This is a genomic window from Vibrio sp. 10N.261.55.A7, from assembly GCF_002877365.1.
Taxonomy (GTDB): domain Bacteria; phylum Pseudomonadota; class Gammaproteobacteria; order Enterobacterales; family Vibrionaceae; genus Vibrio.
This window is the reverse complement of the sequence record NZ_MCWZ01000281.1, coordinates 17,884-36,913: the sequence shown is the minus strand read 5'-3', so window position 1 is coordinate 36,913 and position 19,030 is coordinate 17,884. Positions and strand designations below refer to the sequence as shown.

The following is a 19,030-nucleotide window of genomic DNA, read 5'->3' as shown; positions in this document are numbered from 1 at the left end:
GCTAAGGGGCTAGAAACGCTACCGCCAAAGCTATACAGCCCACCTTAATCCCTAAAGCTTAAATCGACACTAAAATCGGCAAACGTTTATAGTCCCACTTGAGCGCCTTGTTAGAGGAATTACCCGAAGAACTCATGTTCAATGAATAACTGATTGTCGGTTAATTGTAATAAGAAACCAACACTTACACCTAGTGAGCCGTCATCGCGTTGTTTCTGAGCTTTGAAGATATACAACGAATTATTGTCATCCCCATTTTGCAAGACTTCAATGTTCACCAACGAATTCCATACGTGACTTGGCTCGCTACTCGTGGAGCATGGTTGATAGAAGTTAGCTTTATTAGACCAGTATTTATTATGGACCTTTCTTTTATTGATTCTAAGCAGATCTAGTGAAGCGCTTCTAAAGCCTTTTTGCTCAACTATATCTGCTTCCTTCGCTTCTATTTGGTACATTTCATCGTAGTAACTATGTACGGTGCAACAGACAGCTTTTTCTATGCTGTCATAAATACCAGTCAAATTTTGAAGTCTATCAACAAATTGTAATGCTTCCTGAATTTCCATATATTCCTCTAACTATCGGATGAACGACCTTCTTCCCGAAATGCTCGAAAGGTTCCTAATCGAGCACTTCGAACATGCCATAAACCGAGTCGTTATTACGTATTGATTTAATCGACGATGCCCATTCGATGTAAGATTTTTAGACTATTCGACACTGAAGCGGTGCCATCCCCTGTCATATACGCGGTCACGATTGCCCCTTCTTTAAGCAAGCATATGGCATCTAATAAGTCATCAGAATCGTCATGAAGCTTGCCTCGAATGAACTGGCGAACATCAGCCTTATGTTGTTTACAATGTAGTGAAACATCGCTGTTTGGATCACTAAACTCTGCCGAAGTGTTAATGAAGAAACAGCCACGAAAATCACCGAGTTCCTCTTCTTTATTATTGAACCAGTTTTCGAGCGAATGGAACAGAGCATCAATCAGTTCACGATCAGAACTCACGCCCTCAAGCTTCGTATCTAGCCAGCCCATAAAGATTTGGTGCCTTTGTGCTAGTGCCGCCAACACGAGATCATTCTTGCTCCCAAAATGACTGTAGAGCGTCCTTTTCGCGACCCCTGACTCTTTTAACACTTCGTTGATCCCAATAGAGTTGACCCCAAATCGGTAGAAAAGATCTAACGCCGTGCTCAACAATAATGTTCGTTTTTGACTCACATTGAACCTCCGTAATATGAATTCTCATATTGACACGGGTATACAGACTTGTCTACCATACCAAGTAGACAAATCGTTCTACTTTTGTGAGGTTTTATGAATCATTATTTTTCCGCCGTTATCGCAGGTTTAGGGGCCACGGTTACCATTGGCTTTTTAACGTTCGTTGAAACAACGATAGGAGATATCACCCTAATTATGGCTCCCTTCGGAGCAACAGCCGTTTTGGTCTTCGGTCTACCAAACAGCCCCCTGGCTCAGCCTAAAAATGTTATTTTTGGCCACCTCATCACCGCTTTTATCGGTGTTGTATTCTCGCTATACATAGGGGTGACGCCTTTGACCCTAGCCATTGCCACAGGCTTAGGTGTTACGGCTATGATGGTCTCAAAAACCACCCATCCACCAGCGGGGGCCAATCCAATGCTGATTATGTTATCCGGTCAAGGTTGGTGGTTTTTAGTTACCCCAGTGTTAATAGGTGCAGTAACCATCGTATTGATTGCAAAAGGATTTAACAGGCTTCAAGCTTTTCGTTTGAGTGTAGATTGATGGATATTTCCCGTTAACAAAGATGCTGTGAGTAAGTGTAAAAGCAGCGCAAGAAATGAAAATTTCTATTCATTGGTTAACACTCTCTTTCAAACAAAATGACCTTCCTAAGGGCGCGAACCAATGACATTCATGGCTTCGCATTCGATTTCTTTATGGACAGGCTCTCAAATTCAACATTCCCCTATTAACAAGTTATTCACCGCCCCTTTAGTATGCAACTACAGTGATATGATTTTTGATCGCGCCAATATGGAGATTCGTATGAGTCAAAGCTTCTGTAGTCGATGTAAAAAAGAGACAGAGCACAATGAATCGATGAAGCAAAAACCATCAAAATACGGAAAGAGTAGGAAGGAACAGATCAAAGCCTTTCTCGATGGTTTTTTTAGTGGTTCCGCAGCATCGCTGCCTGGTGGTGCTTCACTAGAGTTAACTGAACGATACCTTGTTTGCACCGTGTGTGGTCTTCAAACCTTAGAAAACCATGGCACTGAGTTTCAGTGATGTCACCCTCGTAAAGAGTCACAGGATTCAATTAAAAAGACGAAATAATAAGGAAGCTCTAATGGATTATAAGTTTTTCACGAAAGACGGGGATTACACATTTATAGAATCCAACTCCCCTACTTTCAAGGAAGAGTCTCAACAGCTCTGTTAACAAGGATTCATTGAGCAGACAGCCACTGTTTCAGCCGATACTCCTGAGGAAGCTGAAAAATTGTTTAAGACTGAGCATCAAGGATTCTTTAAAAGACTGAATATGTTACTCGGCCCTTTCATTACAACGGGATACCATCGATAGACCTTTGGTTCCGTTGTTCCCCTTCAATAAATTAGGACGACCTACATTGGGTTAAGTTTATTTGAAGAATGTCACCGAAAGCGGGCGAAAATTCAGCTCAATGAATCTAAAGATCACAGATACCTCGCCCTAAACAATCGTATGGTTTATGGATAAAGCGCTCAGAACGTCCTTGCGTAGTACCCTAATACCGAACCATCGTTTCAATATGAGAGAGGACCACAAATGATCAACATCTTAATTTACGCCGCGGGGATTACGTTCGTTGTAATATGCTGCTACATAGCCGTTTTGAAATACATTGAGGTGCCCATTTATGACGATGGGTTTAAAAAGATATTGGCACTCGCAGGAAAGGTCTTCGTTGCCATTACATTATTTGGCATCTTTTACTCAAGGTCAGTATAGATTGACAATAACGTCAATAAGTTAGCGTATGAGCGATAAAGTAGTCACGTGCCGAAACAAGATAATAAACCGGGAGCGATAAAAAACGATGAACATGAATCAAGTAACACTAGCAGTCCACGACATAAACTTAGCCGTAGAATTTTACAAAACACTCGGTCTTATCCAAATCGTTGGCAACGAATATTACGCTCGTTTCTCATTTCCAGATGGTGACTCCACTTTCTCAATCTATTTGGACCAAGAAAAAGATGATTTGGACTGCAGAGGAGTTGTCTATTTCGAACATCAGGAACTTGACGAGCTGGTTGAAGAACTAAAAGCCAAAGGAATTCAATTCTCACAAGATCCCGTCATGCAGCCCTACCTTTGGAAGGAAGCAAGTTTAAGCGACCCGTCCGGTAACAAAATAAAACTATTTTGGGCTGGTGAGAATCGTTTGAATCCACCTTGGAAACTGAGCGGGTGTAACGAGTAACATTGAGTCTCATTTAAAAGTATTCGAGCAAGTATTCTGCACGCTCGTTATTGCCTCATTTCATTCATACTGATTGTGTTCTACTATCCCATCCCATACTCATGAACAAAGTGTCGAAGCGAATGTGAGTGGGCTCTAGCCTCTTGCAAAAAGCTCAAATCCAATAAGCATCGTATTCGCTTGGGGTTATTAGATGCGCCAAAAGCCAAGTTTTCATGTGTTTACAATATCTCAGCACCATCTTTGAAGCTTTTAGGGTCAGTCGATAGACTTTCACTATGGATACTCCAGCTATCTGACAAGGAATGAATTTTGTTCAAGCTATACTACTACCCAAACAACGCGAGTTTAGCGCCTCACTTTCTACTTCACCATCTAAACGCGAACTATGAACTGCTCCTCGTCGACAAAAAATCCAACTCTCAAAAGTCAGCAGAGTATCTTAGGTTAAACCCCGCAGGCCGTATTCCTACCTTAGTCATTGGCGAACAGCCTATTTTCGAAAGCCCGGCCATCTGCATGCACCTATGTGATCTCCACCCAGAGTCAGGATTAATGCCAAAGATTGGTGATCCTAAGCGCCCTTTGTTTTATCAATGGTTGGCGTTTTTAAATAACACGCTACAAGCTGAGTTAATGGTTCGATATTATCCTCACCGTCACACCAATGATGAGGCGACCATTCCAAACGTGGTTGCAGCGCAAGACGAAAGAATCGCAGACGCGTTATCCATCATTAATGACCAACTCGAACATAATAAATACTTACTTGGAGAGAATCTGACCGCCTGCGATTACTTCCTGTTCATGCTTGCAGAGTGGTCATTGCCAATCAAGAAGTCTCCTTTAGAGTTCAAATACCTCGCTCGATACTTAAAAGGGCTTTGTGACAACCCCACTATACAAGCTGTATGTGCCATTGAAGAGATGGATATCACGCCATTCAAAAACTAAAAATCTCTAGTGCATATTAGTCGTGAAGTTGCGCCGACCCTCAGCTAGGTTGGCGTTCACACAAACCGATTAAGGCTTCCAACATCAGACTAAAAGGAATGACGATGAAGACAGGCAGTTGCCTATGTGGTTCGATCAATTACACCATTTCAGGCGAAATTGGACAGGTGGTTCACTGCCACTGCAAAACATGCCAAAAGGCGCACAGCAGTGCTTTTTCTAGTGTCTCGGCGGTCAAAGACAGCGACTTTCAACTCACGACAGGCGCACTGAAATCTTACGAATCTTCAGAAGGGAAAAGACGTTACTTTTGTGGTCAGTGCGGTTCCCAGATTTACGCAAAAAGAAGGGGAACAGAGCACATTATCCTTCGATTGGGTTCATTAGATACCAATGTGAACCTGCAGGAGTCGAGCCACATTTGGGTCTCGCACAAAGCACCTTGGTTTTCCTTTTCCAATGACTTACCCAAGTATGATAAATTTGAGTAATAATTCAGAACAGTTCCTGTAACAACTGGCGATAAAATCAAGCAAGCGGTCTATAGAACTGCGCTTAAGCAAAGAAAGAGTAATGTCACTAAATATCAGGTTGTTTCACTCTGAACGACCTAGCCTTATATTGAAAATGGAGTTTAAAATGTTAAAAAATGCAATTGCCTTCTTTCTGTTAATGCTTCCAATGACTTTACTTGCCGAGTCGCCGTCCGCTGAAACCGAAGCCAAGAGTTGGCTAGAGCTCATTGATTCGCAAGAGTATAAGAAAAGCTGGGATGAATCCGGTGAGTTTTTCCGCTCTAACATATCAAAAGAGACATGGGTTAAAGCGATTGATGCCGCAAGAGTTTCTGTGGGAGAAATCTACACTAGAAATTTACTGACTGAAAAGCCGCTCACGTCTTTACCAAATGCCCCAAAAGGTGAATATGTTGTGTTGCGATATCGTTCAGAGTTCGCCTACAGCAACGCAACCGAGACCTTAACGTTGCGGAATAATAATGGCTGGCATGTGGTCGGCTATTTCATTAAATAACCGACATTGAAACCCATGTATTAGTCTCTTAATAGTATGTAAGGTATGAATAACTCGCTCTTACCTTACATACTTGCCCCCATAAATCCATTAGCGTTATCACTTAATTCCACTGCAACGTTGCTTCTAGTTAATAGCTCGTCTCCACCAAGCGAGCCTACTTTGCCATCTCTCGGTTTTCCAACACCAGCATTTACTCATTGGCCATAAATGTAATAGATTGAACGATTATTATCTTAGAGTACGCAACTATCACAAACGCTATCACATGGATGTTAGGGACTCTTTTGTCTTTCTGCTTAATGGCCATCGCGGCGAGAGAGCTGAGTGATGAACTCAACGCATTTCAAATTATATTTTTCCGCAGTGTCTTTGGTCTGATCTTTATCTCACTCATCATGGTAAAAGCTCGCAAGCTTAATCAGTTCAAATCTGAGCGATTAGGCTTACACCTTGTGCGAAATATTTTTCATTTTATGGGCCAGTATGGCTGGTTGGTCGGCGTTAGCCTGCTTCCACTCGCGGAAGTGTTTGCTTTGGAGTTCACCGTTCCATTATGGACAGCCATCATAGCCAGTTTGTTTCTGGGAGAGTCCCTCACCTTAAGACGTTTGTTTGCGATTTCACTCGGTCTACTCGGCGTGGTAATCATTGTGCAGCCCGGACAAGAAGTCTTAAGCTTAGCGTCGTTGACAGTATTGGGAGCGGCCTTTTGCTACGCTATTGCTCACACTTGCACGAAATCACTATCTAGAACGGAAGACCCACTAACCATCTTGTTTTTAATGTGCGCCATTCAGCTTCCGTTGGGGCTAGTGTTTGCTTTAAACCAGTGGGTCACGCCAAACACGATAGAGTTGTTTTGGCTGACTATAATAGGCATCACTGCTCTGAGTGCTCACTATTGTATGACTAAGGCGATGCACTATGCCGATGTCAGCGTCGTTGTCATAATGGACTTTATGAGGTTACCTGCGATTGGGGTCATTGGTGTCCTCGCATACAACGAAACCTTAGAGCTATCCTTACTGATTGGCGCGTCAATTATGCTGATGGGGAATTTGACTGCGATGGCAAAACCTCGGCGAAAGAGGCCAACTCAGAATGGATCGTAAACGAACCCATTCAGCGGCCATAAATATCGGCACAGTTTCGATACCTTTTCGTTGCACTACGTAGACCACCAAGCAAATTCTCAGTTTCAATAACGCGCCCAAATACGTTTCATTTTTCGACATTCACCACTATGTTTGATTAAGGCTTTCTAACAGATGTTTTCTAACATCGGTGTTCTACATAGATCTTCTACATAGATGTTTAATGAAATAGAACGACCAAACTTTCCAAACTACCCAGACACCATGCCAAGAGCCGATGAGGAATAAGATGAGAGGTCTATTATTTTTAGCGACACTTTTTGCGTTTGTTGGCCTTGCACACTCTGAGACAGAGGCGCACTCAAGTTCTTTAGATTACGCCCAGGTGACCAATGTAACGGCAACGCAAAAAGCAAATGGCAGTTGGTGCTTTGATGTGTCCGTGCGCCACAACGATGAAGGGTGGGACCACTACGCAAATGGCTGGGAGGTTGTCGATCAGAAAGGTCATATTTTGGGGAGCCGCCCGCTTGCGCATCCGCATAATAATGAGCAGCCGTTTACCCGTAGGCAATGTAACATTGCGATACCCGACACTGTCGCTAAGGTCATTGTTCGAGCAAAGTGCAATGTTCATGGTTTTGGTGGAAAAGCCGTTACCGTTAACCTAAATTCTGCGACTGGCGCTCATTACACGGTTCAACACCACAAATAGAGCAAGTTCGATTAAACCATTTCCCCCTTCAACTGAGATAATGTCATTGATTAAATGACCGAATTTAGGTAAATGTTAGAAGTACATTTTATAATCACATAACTTCGATATTAGAGCTTAAATGGAATTTAAAGAATTTAGTGAGTCTCAAGCACACCAATTGACGACCTGGTTTCAAACGAAACAGCAGTTTCTGCTATGGGGTGGTTTCATTTTCAATTGGCCACTTAAAACAGATGAACTCATAACCCACAGCAAACTCAGTGGCCTCGATTTCTACACACTCAATGATGGTGATACGTTACTTGGGTTTATCGAACTTGTCAGAGTGAGCAACACCGAAATGAGACTGTGCCGTGTTGTTGTCACGCCAAACATTCGTGGGCAAGGCCTGGGTAAACAATTGGTCAAGAGTGCCGTAGAACACATAAAGAAAAATACGCCTTGCACAACCGTCACGTTAGCGGTGTTTTCAGCGAATGAACTCGCCTTTAATTGTTACCAATCCCTGGGCTTTGAGCCCATCGATAAGGGGCCTAAACATCACAATGTGGATGGTGAACTGTGGCCACTCTTGCAAATGTCACTTGCGCTATGAAAACAATCTTTGAAGGGCATCCATGGACCATCAAATACGAACCGCCACACTATCAGATGTGAATGGTATTAATGCCGTATCCATTCATCTCGGTTATGCAGCACTTCCCTCTCATGAAGCGATACGTAATCTAAGACTCATCATAGAATCGAATGCCGATTCACTTTACGTCTCCCACATAGGTGACGTCATCACTGGTTGGTTGCACCTAATCTATGCAAAGAGATTGGCTTCTCCTAGCTTTGTCGAGATTGTGGGGCTTGTCGTTGACCCAAATTATCGTAGACAAGGCGTTGCTAAAGCGCTTGTTGAACGAGCTATTGCCTCGCACTCAGGTACTGTTAGAGTTCGCTGCAATGAAAAAAGACTGGATAGCCGGCAGTTCTACCAAGCGCTTGGCTTCAACAAAACCAAGACTCAACATGTCTTTAAGCTTCGATAAGGGGAAACTGTGTCAGTCATGAATTCTGCATTTCCGATACAACCCGTGGCTGTTCTAATACATGTGCCTGACGTGCAACAAGGTTTAAAATGGTATAAAAAGGCCTTTCTCACTGCCATCGCAACACCGTTGGAGGCGTTTGATTTTGTATCCTTGAGCCTTCAAGGTTTTGCTATAGAAATCGTTCAAGCAGACAACAAAGTGACCTTTGGCAAGCAAGGCACTGTGGTTTATTGGTCTGTGGATAATATCGAGCAGGCGCTCACACATTTTTACTCGCTTGGATGCACGCTCTATCGTGGTCCAATGGATATCGAAAATGGTTTAACAATGTGCCAAGTTGAAGATCCCTTTGGAAACCTCATCGGCTTACGTGGTCTTCATGTTAGAGCACAATCGCTATAGAAATTACATAAACTAGGTGTCACCAAGATGATCGTAGAAATCACGGAATCCGATTTTAGACAGTTCTGGCCAACCTTCTCAGAGGTGATTCAGGCGCAAGAAACCTACGCCTTTGACTCTAACATGACGTTTGAGCAGGCATTTGAATTATGGTGCCAAACACCACTTCGAACGTTTGCCTATATAGAAGACGATGAGGTACTGGGATCTTATTACATAAAGCCGAACGGAATGGGGCCAAGCAACCACATTTGCAACTGCGGCTACATGGTTTCGAGCAAAGCGAGAGGTAAAGGTGTTGCTCGAAAGCTCTGTTTACATTCGCAAGAATTGGCCTCAGAGCTAGGCTTCAAAGCGATGCAATTTAATAGTGTCGTATCAAGTAACAAAATTGCGATAGGCCTTTGGGAGAAGCTTGGTTTTTCTATAATCGGCACCATACCTAAAGCCTACAACCATGCCAAGCTAGGGTACATAGACAGCTATATTATGTACAAATGGCTAAGCTAACGACCCACATGAAAACGCGGTCGATTTGCACCGAACACACAGCGGTTGATTTTTATACAGAATATTCTTGACCTTAGTTTCGCTATCGTCAATGATGACGCTATGAATACGCACCTGATGTCTCTTAACACACGAATTATCATCATTCCTTAGGAATGGTGGGAGTGCACACGCACATCAGATGTATCAAACCCACCCTATAGAGGTGGGTTTTGTGTTTCTGCCTCATAGGATTTCTACCCAGCAGAGGAATTAACATGGAAAAAGTAGCCGTATTTGGTAAACCAGGGAGTGGTAAGTCGACTCTATCCAAACTGTTGTCGTCGTCACTCGATCTCCCACTCCATCAGCTCGATTCACTGGTTTATAAAGCAAATGGAGAACCGGTCGACAAAGAAACTTTTCGTCTCGCGCACAGTGACATTTTATCAAGCGACGCTTGGATCATCGATGGTTTAGGGCCACTTGGTTCTTTTAATGAACGATTAGAGGCCGCAGACACCTTGATATACATCGACTTGCCCTACCCTGTTAGCTATTGGTTTGTCACGAAACGACTGCTCAAAGGATTCATGATCAAACCGGAAGGGTGGCCAGATGGAAGTTCAGTATTAAAAGGCTCGATTCAAAGCTACAAAATGCTCAAGCTCAGTCCGACATTTTGGAACGACGAATTTGAATTGAGACTGAAAAGTCAGTCAGAATTTAAGAAGGTACACATCATAAAATCCAAAGCGGAATTACGTCACTTCATTCAACACCATGTAAAGCTGAAACGTTGATTAAGGCTGGCGAATTAATACTTTATGACGTTATTTCTCGACTATAGTTACTATTTGCTTAGCACTATACAGAGAGGGATTTATGGGTGAGAGATTGGAGAGAAACAAACTCAATGCTGTCAATTTTTATCGAACTGCGTACATGGGCGATCCCAAAAAAGCCGTCGAATTGTATGTCGGTGATAGATACATACAGCACAACCCTTTGGTCTCTGACGGCAAACAAGGCTTCATTGAGTATTTTGAAAAAATGCATCAAGATTATCCTGATAAAGCGATTGAGTTTTTACGTACTATCGCAGAAGACAACATGGTTGCATTACACACGAGGCAAATGTGGCCTGAAGGTGAAGAGTACGCAACCATGGACTTCTTCCGTTTTGATGCCACTGGAAAAATCATAGAGCATTGGGATTCAATACAAGAAGTTCCGAAACAATCAGCGCACACCAATACGATGTTCTAAGCACATGGTTATTGTGTTAAGTGTTAAGTTAGTCATTCTGAGTCGGTAGATTCGACATTTAGAGTTTTATTGGCGATCAAGCCTTCGCCATTCATGTCCTCATGTTTACTATGATTCTCTTTAATAGAGAACATTAAAGGAAGATAACCCCATGTTAATTACAGGTGAGTGCTTTTGTGGCGACATAAAGTATCAACTAGACGGAAAACTGCACGACGCGCGTTCATGCCATTGCTCTCGTTGTCGAAAAGCATTCAGCTCTCAAGCTTCAGCGTATGCGGTCATTGAGCCTTCTGAGTTTCACTGGGTCAGTGGCGAAGAGTTGCTAACGTCTTATGTTGGCCAGCACGGATTCGGATTGCAGTTTTGTCGTCAGTGCGGCTCAACATTAACGGGGATATTCGAGGGCATTGTCCATGGCGTAACACTTGGATGCGTGAACGGTGATCCCGACGTAAAAATTGCTCGACACATCTTTGTCGGATCCAAAGCATCCTGGGAAGTGATTGCCGATGACGCCCCGCAATACTCAGAGGCTCCTCCTTCCACAGATTAGTATTCTCACTTAGCAACGCATTAATAAAACAGATAGTATAAGCCTATTGCATTCCTGTAAGAGATAAATGTAAGGATCAACAATGGCTCAAGCTATCAATAAGTTCTGTCCCCGTTCGGGTAAAAAAATTGAAGCCGATTCATTAGCGGAATATAAAGGCTTTACTGTTGGATTTTGCAATCCAGGCTGCAGAGATGACTTCACTGAACACGTTAAAGAGCGGCCAAACGATACCCTCTATTTCGATTCCATTATCAAAGAACAGGAGTTGATTAAATGCCCATAGCCAAGACACCACCCCCTCCTTATTACGCCGTAATATTCACTTCAATTCGCTCTGACGCTGATCATGGTTATGGTGAGACAGCCGATCGAATGCTTCATTTGGCGCAGCAGCAACCCGGATTTTTAGGTGCCGAATCGGCTCGAGAAGACGTTGGCATCACCGTTTCTTATTGGTCAGATTTAGAGGCGATTAAGAATTGGAAGAAGAACGCAGAACACCTAGACGCTCAAAAGACAGGTCGCAAAGAGTGGTACTCCTCATTTAAGGTGCGGATTTCAAAGGTAGAACGGGATTATGGTTTATAAGAAACCGATTAGAACAACGGAGGGAAAATGCGAATTCAGGATCTAAAAGGGTTTGGACCAAAGAGTGAAGAAATTTTAGCAAAGGTAGACGTACATTCCGTTGACGACTTTATGGCTGTTGACCCATTTGAACTGTACAAGCGACTCAAGCTTAACGTAAAAGGGACAGGACTGAACTCTATCTACGCGATTATAGGCGCAAGAGAGGATAAACATTGGCAAGAAATAGCCAAGACACAAAAGACAGAAATTCTGCATAGATTAGACGACATGGGATTAGCACCGAAGTAGAGGAAGAAGTTCTTCCCTATTGCGTTACAACGAAAACTCAAAAAGGAATGCCAAATGTATGAAATGTTAGTTGGACTAGAAGTATCGAATCCTGATGTGTATGCGCTCTATAGAAAAGCAATGAAACCAATACTGACTCAATACCAGGGTGGATTTGGTGTCGACTTTATTGTTTCTGAGGTATTACTGTCACAAACTGACGCGCCCATTAACCGTGTTTTTACGATTCATTTCCCAAGTGCTTCCACCGCCGATGAGTTCTTTTCTAACCCAGAATACCTTGAGGTAAAAGCTAAGTATTTTGAAACCTCAGTCAACCATATCACCATACTTTCAAGCTACGATAAAAAGCCTAACCCACTACTCTGAAGGCAGGTTCTTCTTGAGTTCTAGCATCATCAGGTAGGCACTTTCCGCTGAAAGGGTGTAAGGAAGAAACTGGTCAGAACCAGAGAATTGAATATTAAGTAGCGCCGTTAGTTTTGATTGTGGAACATTGCCCATCGACCAATCACCAAAGTCACGGCAATCAATCTCACGGTAATCTAGAATGGTCACTTTGCTGTGCCGACTATCATTCACAATGTGACCATAAGTATCATTCACCGCTTCTCTAGAACCTTCCAAGCACTGCAAAAAATAGTACTGATTATGGCTCAAAAGACCCGTCAAATGTGTCTTCTCATTATGGTCACGCGAGGTTTTAAGAATATCGTGCAGCGCTTCAGAATCGCAGCTTTCCGACAAAGTACTGACATAAATTAAACGGGTGAGGAACATATCCATCTCTTAATTTTTTGAATACCGATACTATCAAATATAATCTGTGTCACTGGAATATCTAGGTGAACAGGAAAGTAACCCACTTCATTGGTTAATGCCTCATTACCATACTGGTCGCATTAATGGCTAAGTTTGGTTAACCACAGCGTCACCTAGATACTCATTGTCCAGCGGTTCTATCGACTATGACATCGAGCTCAAGCCAAACAAGTTACCCTCAGTATCTTTGCACACACTGACCCACCCGAATTCGCCTATCGACATCTTAGATTGCACGACCTCGCCACCGGCAGAAACAACGCGAGACTCTTCATTGTTGCAGTCTGCTACGCCGAAATAGATCAACGTTCCACCAACACCTGGAAAAGCGCCCTGTCTTTTAACGAGCGCACCGCCAGCCCCGTAAACACTCATGTCTGTTGGGAAGCTCTTCATCAACGCTTCACTGTCCGTGGGATCCTTCATATCCTCCAAAGTTCGATTAAACACTGCCTCATAGAATGTCGCCGCTCTGTCCATATCATTCACGTTGATATCAAACCAACCTATCGCATTTTGTTTCATCACTCTTACCTCTTTACTCTCTCAAATAGATGCGTTCTCAAATAGATGCGTTCTCAAATAGAGTCACTCTGTATTCAAGGCAAATATTAAAGAGGTGAGTAAACGATGTATTGTAGATATCAGACATCGTACTTTCGGTAATATTCGGCTGGTGTCATTCCTGTTATCTTGCGGAACGAATGAATGAAGTGGGATTGATCAGTAAAAGAGTGCAGGTAATGTTGCTTGAAGGAATGTTGCAAACGAAGCACTTTTAGAAGGTCATGCGGAGAGAAGCCCGTTGAAGATTTAAGTGTTCGCTGTAACTGTCGCGTTGAAAGATTGACCAGTTCGGCCATATCAGAAACCGATTGAATGGATTCTAAATTAGCTAATAGTGTTTGCATCACTGGATGAGTCGCTACGCGATTATCACGCATCAGCGCTTCAACCAGTTGAACCAATATTTCGGATTGTTCTGAGAAGTTGACGCCTTGAAGCGCTTGATTGAACTTAACTAAGGGCAACTCACCTTGATAGGGAGAGCCCACAAAGCTGTCTGCCGCCTCATCAATATTGCCCTGCCAAACACCAGGATAGAACTGGATGCCAACATAATGAAACTGACGCCCTAAATTCAATACCTCATACTTCGTTCTTAGCGCCGTAATGTCCGCAATATTCGTCTCTATTTGATTAAAAAGAACATTAACACATGCATCAGGAAGCGCATGCAGCAGAAAATCATCGTTCAATTCAACGTCTGTCTTGAGTTCCCAGAAATTATGAACCAGTTCTGATAAATGTTGGGGAGGCGTTATTTCAGTATATCGAACCGAGTTTACCTCTTTATCTATTCCGTCTTTAATTGGATCGTACATTGTCCGCTCTTTTGTCGTCCTTTTCATGGTCGACTTTAACATTTTCACTTTCCAATCAATACTTCCCTCACCATGAAATACCAATAATTCGCATTACCTTCTTCACAACTGTTTCGTTTAACCCACGCCAGTGGTAATTTAACCTCATGACAGCAATGACGATCAGATCTAAATCCACGACCGTTTGAACGCATGGAAAGCTCAATGACAATACATATAGATAAAAATGGCATTAAAGGCATCATCAAACTTGAAGAAAAAGTCGTTGGTAGAGGTGTGGTCAATCACAACAGTTGGATGCTGTATTCCACCTCTTCGTCGCTGATACTAGAGATTTCTGACGATCCTGAGATAACCCCTGAAGACCTTCCGTTAGTCGGCTTCGGTTGTGGTGGCTGGATAGTGGAAGAGAAGTGCCAATGGCAAAGCTGCAATCTAGAAGAATTTGTCGAAGAGGCGATGAAACAGTTCAAAGCAAACACCTTACCTTATACTCCAGCGGTCAGTTGCCCTTGTAGTGAGTAATGCTTGACTAAACAGCCCACCTTTTTCAGTGACTGTGTTTGACTCATGACTTTCGCCTCCACAAATAACGAGAATAGACAAATGCGAAAAACAGACAAAAAGCTCGATAACCAGATAAGAGAGACACTCACTCTTGTATGTGACGACGCTCTAGAGCAAATATCGGGCTTCCAATGGCTCACTCATTCCGTTAACTATGCCAACTTTCCTAGCACCTTAAAGATCACGTGTGTCTTTGACACTGCAGAAGAGCTTTCTAATTTTAACGACAGCGAAAAGAAGGCATGGTTAACAGACCTTATCCAGCAGAGACTGGACTCAATCAATGTGTCGTTAAAAAACGCGGGAAAACATATCACCTTCGACACAGAAGAGGCATGCACCAATGAAAATGACGGAAATTGGGCTCGTCGGTTAAGCTAACACTTCCAATAACATCAGAGACATTAGTCGTAGCCTTCAATTATATTTCCGTTAATGTTTTAGGCGCTAACGTGTGAGGCTCTAATCTGTGAGGCGTTAACGTGTAAGGCGTGAACCTGTAAGGCGATACTCAATAAGGTATTAATCGACGGGCTCTATGGCGGTCATAGAGCCAAAATACGACTCTAATCTGGCAAGTGGCCCGTTTTTACAAAGATTACGGCTCCATCTTCTTTGGTAAACGGTTGATGCTGACTGAGGTGAGGACTGCGTAACCAGGTACCGGCGGGGTACTCTCCATGCTCATCATAAAATGTCCCTTCCAATACCAGTATCTCTTCTCCCCCCCAATGTTGGTGCGCATTAAATTTGGTGTGTGGTGCCCACTTCACCAACGCCACGTGTTCGGCTTGGTATTCATGTAGTGGCATCACCGTTAAACCCTCTACCAAGCCTTGAAGCCACGGTTCCGATTTCGTATCAACGGTTTTCTGTTCACTGTCGTCTTGAGAAAACTGTTGCAACTTAACGAAGATGGTCGCGCCGTCTTTACCGATTCTAGGCTGATGTGAAGTACCTATCGGATTTCGAACATAGCTGCCTTGTTGGTAGTCTTGATGCTCATCAGAGAAGGTGCCATCAAGTACCAAGAACTCTTCACCGCCAGTATGGACATGGGGTGAAAACTCAGTCATTGGAGCATAACGAACCAATGATGTGGCTCTAGCGATTTCATCGCCAATTCTGTCGAGCATCATTCGCTCTACACCCGGCATTGGTGAATCCACCCAGGCGTAATCCTCAGGTCTAATCACCACACGCTGGGAAAAATCTGCATTCACTTTTTTCATTCTGAGGCCCTTTTCAACGACTATTTCTATTGCCAACACTCTATCCGCCAAACGGGTTCAGCTACCTGAAAAACGACGATCAATATCCAAGCTAAATACCCATGATGATAAGGATGATAAGCAAATAGAGCCGTGTTTATTTACGACGGAAATACGAATAAGATGGTGTATCCCCAATTGTAGCGCACATTGCTTGGCTTAGAATGAACAAATCGATTTGACCATTTATGGAAAGCCCCGTTTTAGTGACGCCCCATTTTGTATTGGCTATCGTTCTGGCACAACAGCGCGTTCATTGCCTAGGACAGAATCTAACAAGGAGAGTGAAATGATAAGTTGCAGTGATTACGACTATATTGAAATAGTCTGCTTGTTCCATTACCCGGTGAAACTAACCTTGAAATCCAACGCCGTTGTTGAAGGAAAAGCCCTAGATACTCAACGTAATGGCGAACGCGTTGAATGCATAAAATTGAAAACCGAGACGGAAGAAGCCCTGGTCGTGCTCGATGACATTCACCAGTTAGAAGTCACCATTGATAACCCTCACTTTCGCACCTTTACTTTCGGTTAGCTTACGCGCGTTTCTCGATGATGCCGGTACTGTCGGGGTACAAAGTTCGTTCGTCGTCACGCCCATTTGCGTTGATGAATCATCGGATTCTTCTATCTTCGATAAAGCCCTTTCTCTTCTTGAGGCTTAGATCGAATTTGTCTACAATGACGCACTTTTCATTTTCTGAAGAAACTTAATCATGACTGACGCAAATACACGCCCAGAACTACCTGATCACCTTGCTGGAAACCCTCGTAGCCCACACCACGTTGCAGAGTGTTTCGAGCACAGAATTGGTATTCGTCTAAACGGTAAAGAGCGCAACGACGTTGAAGAATATTGCATCAGTGAAAACTGGGTAAAGATCCCTTCGCCTAAAGCACTTGATCGCAATGGCCAAGCTATCCTTATCAAGCTAAAAGGCACTGTCGAAGCGTACTACATCGACTAGTCACTGCTTTGCAAAACAGATTTAACGCGAAAAGAGCCTCAGTTATTGAGGCTCTTTTTTATTGCGCGACTTTTTATTAGATAACTGTTTATTAGGTAGCTGTCTATTAGGTGACTTTCTACTAGGTGACACGGTCAACAACACCTGCAATCTGACTCTATAAACCAATTCAGATAAGACAGTCCTTAAGCACTTAAAATAGGCACCTGAAATAATCACCTAAAAAAGCTCCTAATAAAGAACGACTACATTCTCATGCCGCCATCGACTTCTAGCACTCGGCCAGAAAAGTAGTCGTTTTCCAAAATGTATTTGGCTGCGTGGGCTATTTCATTCGGTTGCCCCATACGACCAACGGGGACCATGCTATTCAAGCGCTCGATAGCTTCTGGTTTTAGCTGCTCAGCCATGGCCGTTTTCACAATGCCTGGCGCGATAGCAGCAGCGCGAATGCCGTAGCGGGCAAGCTCCTTCGCCCAAGTAGTGGCCATTGTCGCAACGGCCGCTTTAGATGCAGAGTAATTGGTTTGCCCAATATTCCCAGCTTTTGCAACGCTAGAAATATTGATGATCACCCCTTTACGCTCTGTTTCGATCATCTTGATAGCGGCCTCTCGTCCACAAAGAAACGTCCCCACTACATTCACGTTCATCACCGAATTAAACTGCTCTAGAGACATTTTACTCATTTCATTATCTTTGAATTTAACCAGCAAACCGTCTCTCAAAATTCCTGCATTATTAATTAACCCATCCAGTTGACCAAAATCCTCTACGACGTTATCAAATAGGCTCTCGACCTCTTGCTCATTCGTCACATCGGCGCAATAGGTCATCGCTTTGACACTCAGCATATGGCACTGCTCTTGAGTCAACTTTAGCCCCTTTTCATTCATGTCAATTAACGCCAACTGAGCGCCCGATTGAGCGAGCGTGATCGCCATCATTTGCCCAAGACCCTGCCCCGCTCCAGTTATCGAAATAACACTCTGTTTCAAATCCATGCTGACTCCGTTTGTGCGTTTACTTGCCTGCCCGGCGGTAAAATTCAAATAGGCTCGAAAAATCCAGCTCTTCGTTACCATTAGCATTATGAAAGGCGTAGAGGTTGCGTGCTAATGCGCCCATTGGAATCGAAGATTGACTCTTTAGCGCAGCCTCTGCACCTAACCCTAAATCTTTCAACATCAGCTTGCTCATAAAACCGGGGTCGAATTGATTACTCGCTGGCGCATTTACCATGACGCCAGGACATGGATTGTATAGCTCCAGCGCCCAATTTCGCCCAGAGCTTTGCAACATAATGTCAGAAAGAACTTTGGGGTCGAGTCCATTATCAATACCTAGATTTAGTGCTTCACAGGTGCCTGACATCAAAATCCCGAGCATCAGATTATTGCAAATCTTGGCCATTTGACCGTCGCCAGCCTGACCCGCATGAAAGATGTTTTTGCCTACATGCTTGAGCACCTGCTGCGCTTTCTCAAAGCCAGAATCAGAGCCACCAACAATGAAGGTTAATGTCGCCGCAATCGCACCGGCAACACCGCCAGACACTGGCGCATCCACAAACTCAAGACCTTTGTTTCTGGCTTCTTTGGCGACTAAACGAGCTGACTCAGGATCGATGGTTGACGAATCAATAAGGAAAGTTCCAGCAGAAACAAGGTTAATTAAGCCCTTACCACCATCATGATCACCCAGGTAAACCGCTCTCACATGATCACCAGCTGGCAGCATGGTAATGACCGTGTCTGCGTCTTGAATAACCCGTTCAATGGAGCCCGAAACGGTAGCTCCATCTGCAGCGAGCGCTTCAGCCGCGGATTTATTCAAATCAAACACGTTCACGGTTAGCCCCGCCGACAATAGGTTTCTTGCCATTGGGCCGCCCATATTGCCAAGCCCGATAAATGCAATGGTCGCCATAATGCCTCTCCTTTTTGATTGGCCCTTAGGTTCAAGATTGACTCCTTTACCGTCATTCGCCTTTAGCGATAAAGAACCTATCTAGAACCGTCTTACTTCGTTGTAGCAGAATGTTTATGATAGCCATTCATTCGTGAACGATTTCCCCCACTAAATGACACATCTCATGCTT

The 19,030-nt window shown here is 43.6% G+C and carries 31 protein-coding genes; 23 read left to right on the top strand and 8 right to left on the bottom strand.

The features are described 5' to 3' along the window. Positions 1 to 119 precede the first annotated feature (119 nt). Together BCU12_RS13550 and BCU12_RS13545 are read right to left on the bottom strand one after the other, a co-directional pair. Entirely contained in the window at positions 120 to 569 is a 450-nt protein-coding gene (locus tag BCU12_RS13550) for a hypothetical protein (RefSeq protein ID WP_102404782.1), read from the bottom strand. A gap of 107 nt (positions 570 to 676) precedes the next feature. Continuing rightward, positions 677 to 1,234, bottom strand: coding sequence for a TetR/AcrR family transcriptional regulator (locus BCU12_RS13545; RefSeq protein WP_102404781.1), 558 nt, complete (start codon positions 1,232 to 1,234; stop codon positions 677 to 679). 96 nt (positions 1,235 to 1,330) lie between these two features. On the opposite strand from BCU12_RS13545, the gene BCU12_RS13540 reads away from it, so the two are divergent. The 19 genes from BCU12_RS13540 to BCU12_RS13445 all read left to right on the top strand — a co-directional run bounded on the left by BCU12_RS13540 (position 1,331) and on the right by BCU12_RS13445 (position 12,285). Beyond that, a complete protein-coding gene (locus tag BCU12_RS13540; protein WP_102404780.1) occupies positions 1,331 to 1,786 on the top strand; it encodes an HPP family protein in 456 nt (151 codons plus the stop codon). 264 nt (positions 1,787 to 2,050) lie between these two features. Next, a complete protein-coding gene (locus BCU12_RS13535) occupies positions 2,051 to 2,293 on the top strand; it encodes a hypothetical protein (RefSeq protein WP_102404786.1) in 243 nt (80 codons plus the stop codon). A 794-nt stretch (positions 2,294 to 3,087) separates the two neighbouring features. Then, the gene (locus tag BCU12_RS13525) at positions 3,088 to 3,477 is read left to right on the top strand and encodes a VOC family protein (protein ID WP_102404778.1); all 390 of its coding nucleotides are present in this window, start codon (positions 3,088 to 3,090) and stop codon (positions 3,475 to 3,477) included. A gap of 312 nt (positions 3,478 to 3,789) precedes the next feature. Beyond that, complete coding sequence (locus tag BCU12_RS13520; protein WP_102404777.1) at positions 3,790 to 4,431, top strand: glutathione S-transferase family protein; 642 nt, start codon at positions 3,790 to 3,792, stop codon at positions 4,429 to 4,431. 104 nt (positions 4,432 to 4,535) lie between these two features. Further along, positions 4,536 to 4,922 (top strand): GFA family protein, encoded by a 387-nt coding sequence (locus BCU12_RS13515; RefSeq protein ID WP_102404776.1) that lies wholly within the window; start codon positions 4,536 to 4,538, stop codon positions 4,920 to 4,922. A 148-nt stretch (positions 4,923 to 5,070) separates the two neighbouring features. Beyond that, on the top strand, positions 5,071 to 5,463 hold the full coding sequence (locus BCU12_RS13510) for a DUF4019 domain-containing protein (RefSeq protein ID WP_102404775.1): 393 nt from the start codon (positions 5,071 to 5,073) through the stop codon (positions 5,461 to 5,463). Positions 5,464 to 5,735: 272 nt separating this feature from the next. Further along, complete coding sequence (locus BCU12_RS13505; RefSeq protein WP_102404774.1) at positions 5,736 to 6,578, top strand: DMT family transporter; 843 nt, start codon at positions 5,736 to 5,738, stop codon at positions 6,576 to 6,578. 271 nt (positions 6,579 to 6,849) lie between these two features. Further along, a complete protein-coding gene (locus BCU12_RS13500) occupies positions 6,850 to 7,275 on the top strand; it encodes a hypothetical protein (protein WP_102404773.1) in 426 nt (141 codons plus the stop codon). A gap of 121 nt (positions 7,276 to 7,396) precedes the next feature. Continuing rightward, a complete protein-coding gene (locus tag BCU12_RS13495) occupies positions 7,397 to 7,873 on the top strand; it encodes a GNAT family N-acetyltransferase (protein WP_102404772.1) in 477 nt (158 codons plus the stop codon). Positions 7,874 to 7,895: 22 nt separating this feature from the next. Next, positions 7,896 to 8,315 carry a GNAT family N-acetyltransferase gene (locus tag BCU12_RS13490; protein WP_102404771.1) on the top strand — a complete coding sequence of 140 codons (420 nt, stop codon included), beginning with the start codon at positions 7,896 to 7,898 and terminating at the stop codon, positions 8,313 to 8,315. 36 nt (positions 8,316 to 8,351) lie between these two features. Next, a complete protein-coding gene (locus BCU12_RS13485) occupies positions 8,352 to 8,720 on the top strand; it encodes a VOC family protein (protein ID WP_102404785.1) in 369 nt (122 codons plus the stop codon). Between the two features lie 27 nt (positions 8,721 to 8,747). Beyond that, positions 8,748 to 9,230 carry a GNAT family N-acetyltransferase gene (locus BCU12_RS13480; RefSeq protein ID WP_102404770.1) on the top strand — a complete coding sequence of 161 codons (483 nt, stop codon included), beginning with the start codon at positions 8,748 to 8,750 and terminating at the stop codon, positions 9,228 to 9,230. Positions 9,231 to 9,487: 257 nt separating this feature from the next. After that, a complete protein-coding gene (locus BCU12_RS13475) occupies positions 9,488 to 10,012 on the top strand; it encodes an adenylate kinase (protein ID WP_102404769.1) in 525 nt (174 codons plus the stop codon). Positions 10,013 to 10,094: 82 nt separating this feature from the next. Continuing rightward, positions 10,095 to 10,478, top strand: coding sequence for a nuclear transport factor 2 family protein (locus BCU12_RS13470; RefSeq protein WP_102404768.1), 384 nt, complete (start codon positions 10,095 to 10,097; stop codon positions 10,476 to 10,478). Between the two features lie 151 nt (positions 10,479 to 10,629). Continuing rightward, positions 10,630 to 11,034: a GFA family protein gene (locus BCU12_RS13465; RefSeq protein WP_102404767.1), complete on the top strand. Its 405-nt coding sequence runs from the start codon at positions 10,630 to 10,632 to the stop codon at positions 11,032 to 11,034. An 82-nt stretch (positions 11,035 to 11,116) separates the two neighbouring features. Further along, on the top strand, positions 11,117 to 11,320 hold the full coding sequence (locus tag BCU12_RS13460; RefSeq protein ID WP_102404766.1) for a YHS domain-containing protein: 204 nt from the start codon (positions 11,117 to 11,119) through the stop codon (positions 11,318 to 11,320). Next, positions 11,311 to 11,625 (top strand): antibiotic biosynthesis monooxygenase, encoded by a 315-nt coding sequence (locus BCU12_RS13455; RefSeq protein ID WP_102404765.1) that lies wholly within the window; start codon positions 11,311 to 11,313, stop codon positions 11,623 to 11,625. The genes BCU12_RS13460 and BCU12_RS13455 overlap by 10 nt, the downstream gene beginning before the upstream one ends. 27 nt (positions 11,626 to 11,652) lie before the next feature. Beyond that, the gene (locus BCU12_RS13450; RefSeq protein WP_102404764.1) at positions 11,653 to 11,916 is read left to right on the top strand and encodes a TfoX/Sxy family DNA transformation protein; all 264 of its coding nucleotides are present in this window, start codon (positions 11,653 to 11,655) and stop codon (positions 11,914 to 11,916) included. Between the two features lie 54 nt (positions 11,917 to 11,970). Then, on the top strand, positions 11,971 to 12,285 hold the full coding sequence (locus BCU12_RS13445) for a DUF1330 domain-containing protein (RefSeq protein ID WP_102404763.1): 315 nt from the start codon (positions 11,971 to 11,973) through the stop codon (positions 12,283 to 12,285). Here BCU12_RS13445 and BCU12_RS13440 read toward each other — a convergent pair. From BCU12_RS13440 to BCU12_RS13430, 3 genes are all read right to left on the bottom strand, one after another. After that, positions 12,277 to 12,696: a BLUF domain-containing protein gene (locus BCU12_RS13440; RefSeq protein ID WP_102404762.1), complete on the bottom strand. Its 420-nt coding sequence runs from the start codon at positions 12,694 to 12,696 to the stop codon at positions 12,277 to 12,279. The two genes, BCU12_RS13445 and BCU12_RS13440, sit on opposite strands and share 9 nt — an antisense overlap. Before the next feature lie 186 nt (positions 12,697 to 12,882). Beyond that, entirely contained in the window at positions 12,883 to 13,263 is a 381-nt protein-coding gene (locus BCU12_RS13435) for a VOC family protein (protein WP_198599331.1), read from the bottom strand. Between the two features lie 119 nt (positions 13,264 to 13,382). Then, the gene (locus tag BCU12_RS13430) at positions 13,383 to 14,123 is read right to left on the bottom strand and encodes an AraC family transcriptional regulator (protein ID WP_102404760.1); all 741 of its coding nucleotides are present in this window, start codon (positions 14,121 to 14,123) and stop codon (positions 13,383 to 13,385) included. 204 nt (positions 14,124 to 14,327) lie between these two features. Between BCU12_RS13430 and BCU12_RS13425 the strand changes: the two genes are divergently transcribed. Both BCU12_RS13425 and BCU12_RS13420 read left to right on the top strand, forming a co-directional pair. Then, on the top strand, positions 14,328 to 14,648 hold the full coding sequence (locus tag BCU12_RS13425; protein WP_102404759.1) for a hypothetical protein: 321 nt from the start codon (positions 14,328 to 14,330) through the stop codon (positions 14,646 to 14,648). An 81-nt stretch (positions 14,649 to 14,729) separates the two neighbouring features. Next, the gene (locus BCU12_RS13420; RefSeq protein WP_102404758.1) at positions 14,730 to 15,071 is read left to right on the top strand and encodes a Fis family transcriptional regulator; all 342 of its coding nucleotides are present in this window, start codon (positions 14,730 to 14,732) and stop codon (positions 15,069 to 15,071) included. 185 nt (positions 15,072 to 15,256) lie between these two features. Here the strand turns inward: BCU12_RS13420 and BCU12_RS13415 are convergent, their stop codons facing one another. After that, positions 15,257 to 15,922: a cupin domain-containing protein gene (locus BCU12_RS13415; protein WP_102404784.1), complete on the bottom strand. Its 666-nt coding sequence runs from the start codon at positions 15,920 to 15,922 to the stop codon at positions 15,257 to 15,259. Between the two features lie 328 nt (positions 15,923 to 16,250). Here BCU12_RS13415 and BCU12_RS13410 point away from each other — a divergent pair, with 328 nt between their 5' ends. Both BCU12_RS13410 and BCU12_RS13405 read left to right on the top strand, forming a co-directional pair. After that, a complete protein-coding gene (locus BCU12_RS13410) occupies positions 16,251 to 16,496 on the top strand; it encodes a Rho-binding antiterminator (protein WP_102404757.1) in 246 nt (81 codons plus the stop codon). A 181-nt stretch (positions 16,497 to 16,677) separates the two neighbouring features. Further along, the gene (locus tag BCU12_RS13405; protein ID WP_102404756.1) at positions 16,678 to 16,929 is read left to right on the top strand and encodes a DUF3297 family protein; all 252 of its coding nucleotides are present in this window, start codon (positions 16,678 to 16,680) and stop codon (positions 16,927 to 16,929) included. Between the two features lie 245 nt (positions 16,930 to 17,174). Here BCU12_RS13405 and BCU12_RS13400 read toward each other — a convergent pair whose 3' ends face one another. Continuing rightward, on the bottom strand, positions 17,175 to 17,933 hold the full coding sequence (locus BCU12_RS13400; RefSeq protein ID WP_102404755.1) for an SDR family oxidoreductase: 759 nt from the start codon (positions 17,931 to 17,933) through the stop codon (positions 17,175 to 17,177). A gap of 19 nt (positions 17,934 to 17,952) precedes the next feature. Beyond that, positions 17,953 to 18,858, bottom strand: coding sequence for a 3-hydroxyisobutyrate dehydrogenase (mmsB, locus tag BCU12_RS13395; protein ID WP_102404754.1), 906 nt, complete (start codon positions 18,856 to 18,858; stop codon positions 17,953 to 17,955). Between the last annotated feature and the right edge of the window lie 172 nt (positions 18,859 to 19,030).

Bases quoted from the DNA above. Each gene is read 5' to 3' on its own strand.
- BCU12_RS13405 (WP_102404756.1), top strand. From the start codon at position 16,678: ATGACTGACGCAAATACACGCCCAGAACTACCTGATCACCTTGCTGGA.
- BCU12_RS13475 (WP_102404769.1), top strand. From the start codon at position 9,488: ATGGAAAAAGTAGCCGTATTTGGTAAACCAGGGAGTGGTAAGTCGACT.
- BCU12_RS13455 (WP_102404765.1), top strand. From the start codon at position 11,311: ATGCCCATAGCCAAGACACCACCCCCTCCTTATTACGCCGTAATATTC.
- BCU12_RS13525 (WP_102404778.1), top strand. From the start codon at position 3,088: ATGAACATGAATCAAGTAACACTAGCAGTCCACGACATAAACTTAGCC.
- BCU12_RS13495 (WP_102404772.1), top strand. From the start codon at position 7,397: ATGGAATTTAAAGAATTTAGTGAGTCTCAAGCACACCAATTGACGACC.
- BCU12_RS13510 (WP_102404775.1), top strand. From the start codon at position 5,071: ATGTTAAAAAATGCAATTGCCTTCTTTCTGTTAATGCTTCCAATGACT.
- BCU12_RS13490 (WP_102404771.1), top strand. From the start codon at position 7,896: ATGGACCATCAAATACGAACCGCCACACTATCAGATGTGAATGGTATT.
- BCU12_RS13535 (WP_102404786.1), top strand. From the start codon at position 2,051: ATGAGTCAAAGCTTCTGTAGTCGATGTAAAAAAGAGACAGAGCACAAT.
- BCU12_RS13410 (WP_102404757.1), top strand. From the start codon at position 16,251: ATGATAAGTTGCAGTGATTACGACTATATTGAAATAGTCTGCTTGTTC.
- BCU12_RS13480 (WP_102404770.1), top strand. From the start codon at position 8,748: ATGATCGTAGAAATCACGGAATCCGATTTTAGACAGTTCTGGCCAACC.
- BCU12_RS13450 (WP_102404764.1), top strand. From the start codon at position 11,653: ATGCGAATTCAGGATCTAAAAGGGTTTGGACCAAAGAGTGAAGAAATT.
- BCU12_RS13550 (WP_102404782.1), bottom strand. From the start codon at position 569: ATGGAAATTCAGGAAGCATTACAATTTGTTGATAGACTTCAAAATTTG.
- BCU12_RS13435 (WP_198599331.1), bottom strand. From the start codon at position 13,263: ATGAAACAAAATGCGATAGGTTGGTTTGATATCAACGTGAATGATATG.
- BCU12_RS13415 (WP_102404784.1), bottom strand. From the start codon at position 15,922: ATGAAAAAAGTGAATGCAGATTTTTCCCAGCGTGTGGTGATTAGACCT.
- BCU12_RS13430 (WP_102404760.1), bottom strand. From the start codon at position 14,123: ATGTACGATCCAATTAAAGACGGAATAGATAAAGAGGTAAACTCGGTT.
- BCU12_RS13500 (WP_102404773.1), top strand. From the start codon at position 6,850: ATGAGAGGTCTATTATTTTTAGCGACACTTTTTGCGTTTGTTGGCCTT.
- BCU12_RS13420 (WP_102404758.1), top strand. From the start codon at position 14,730: ATGCGAAAAACAGACAAAAAGCTCGATAACCAGATAAGAGAGACACTC.
- BCU12_RS13460 (WP_102404766.1), top strand. From the start codon at position 11,117: ATGGCTCAAGCTATCAATAAGTTCTGTCCCCGTTCGGGTAAAAAAATT.
- BCU12_RS13540 (WP_102404780.1), top strand. From the start codon at position 1,331: ATGAATCATTATTTTTCCGCCGTTATCGCAGGTTTAGGGGCCACGGTT.
- BCU12_RS13465 (WP_102404767.1), top strand. From the start codon at position 10,630: ATGTTAATTACAGGTGAGTGCTTTTGTGGCGACATAAAGTATCAACTA.
- BCU12_RS13400 (WP_102404755.1), bottom strand. From the start codon at position 17,933: ATGGATTTGAAACAGAGTGTTATTTCGATAACTGGAGCGGGGCAGGGT.
- BCU12_RS13505 (WP_102404774.1), top strand. From the start codon at position 5,736: ATGTTAGGGACTCTTTTGTCTTTCTGCTTAATGGCCATCGCGGCGAGA.
- mmsB (WP_102404754.1), bottom strand. From the start codon at position 18,858: ATGGCGACCATTGCATTTATCGGGCTTGGCAATATGGGCGGCCCAATG.
- BCU12_RS13445 (WP_102404763.1), top strand. From the start codon at position 11,971: ATGTATGAAATGTTAGTTGGACTAGAAGTATCGAATCCTGATGTGTAT.
- BCU12_RS13515 (WP_102404776.1), top strand. From the start codon at position 4,536: ATGAAGACAGGCAGTTGCCTATGTGGTTCGATCAATTACACCATTTCA.
- BCU12_RS13440 (WP_102404762.1), bottom strand. From the start codon at position 12,696: ATGTTCCTCACCCGTTTAATTTATGTCAGTACTTTGTCGGAAAGCTGC.
- BCU12_RS13425 (WP_102404759.1), top strand. From the start codon at position 14,328: ATGACAATACATATAGATAAAAATGGCATTAAAGGCATCATCAAACTT.
- BCU12_RS13470 (WP_102404768.1), top strand. From the start codon at position 10,095: ATGGGTGAGAGATTGGAGAGAAACAAACTCAATGCTGTCAATTTTTAT.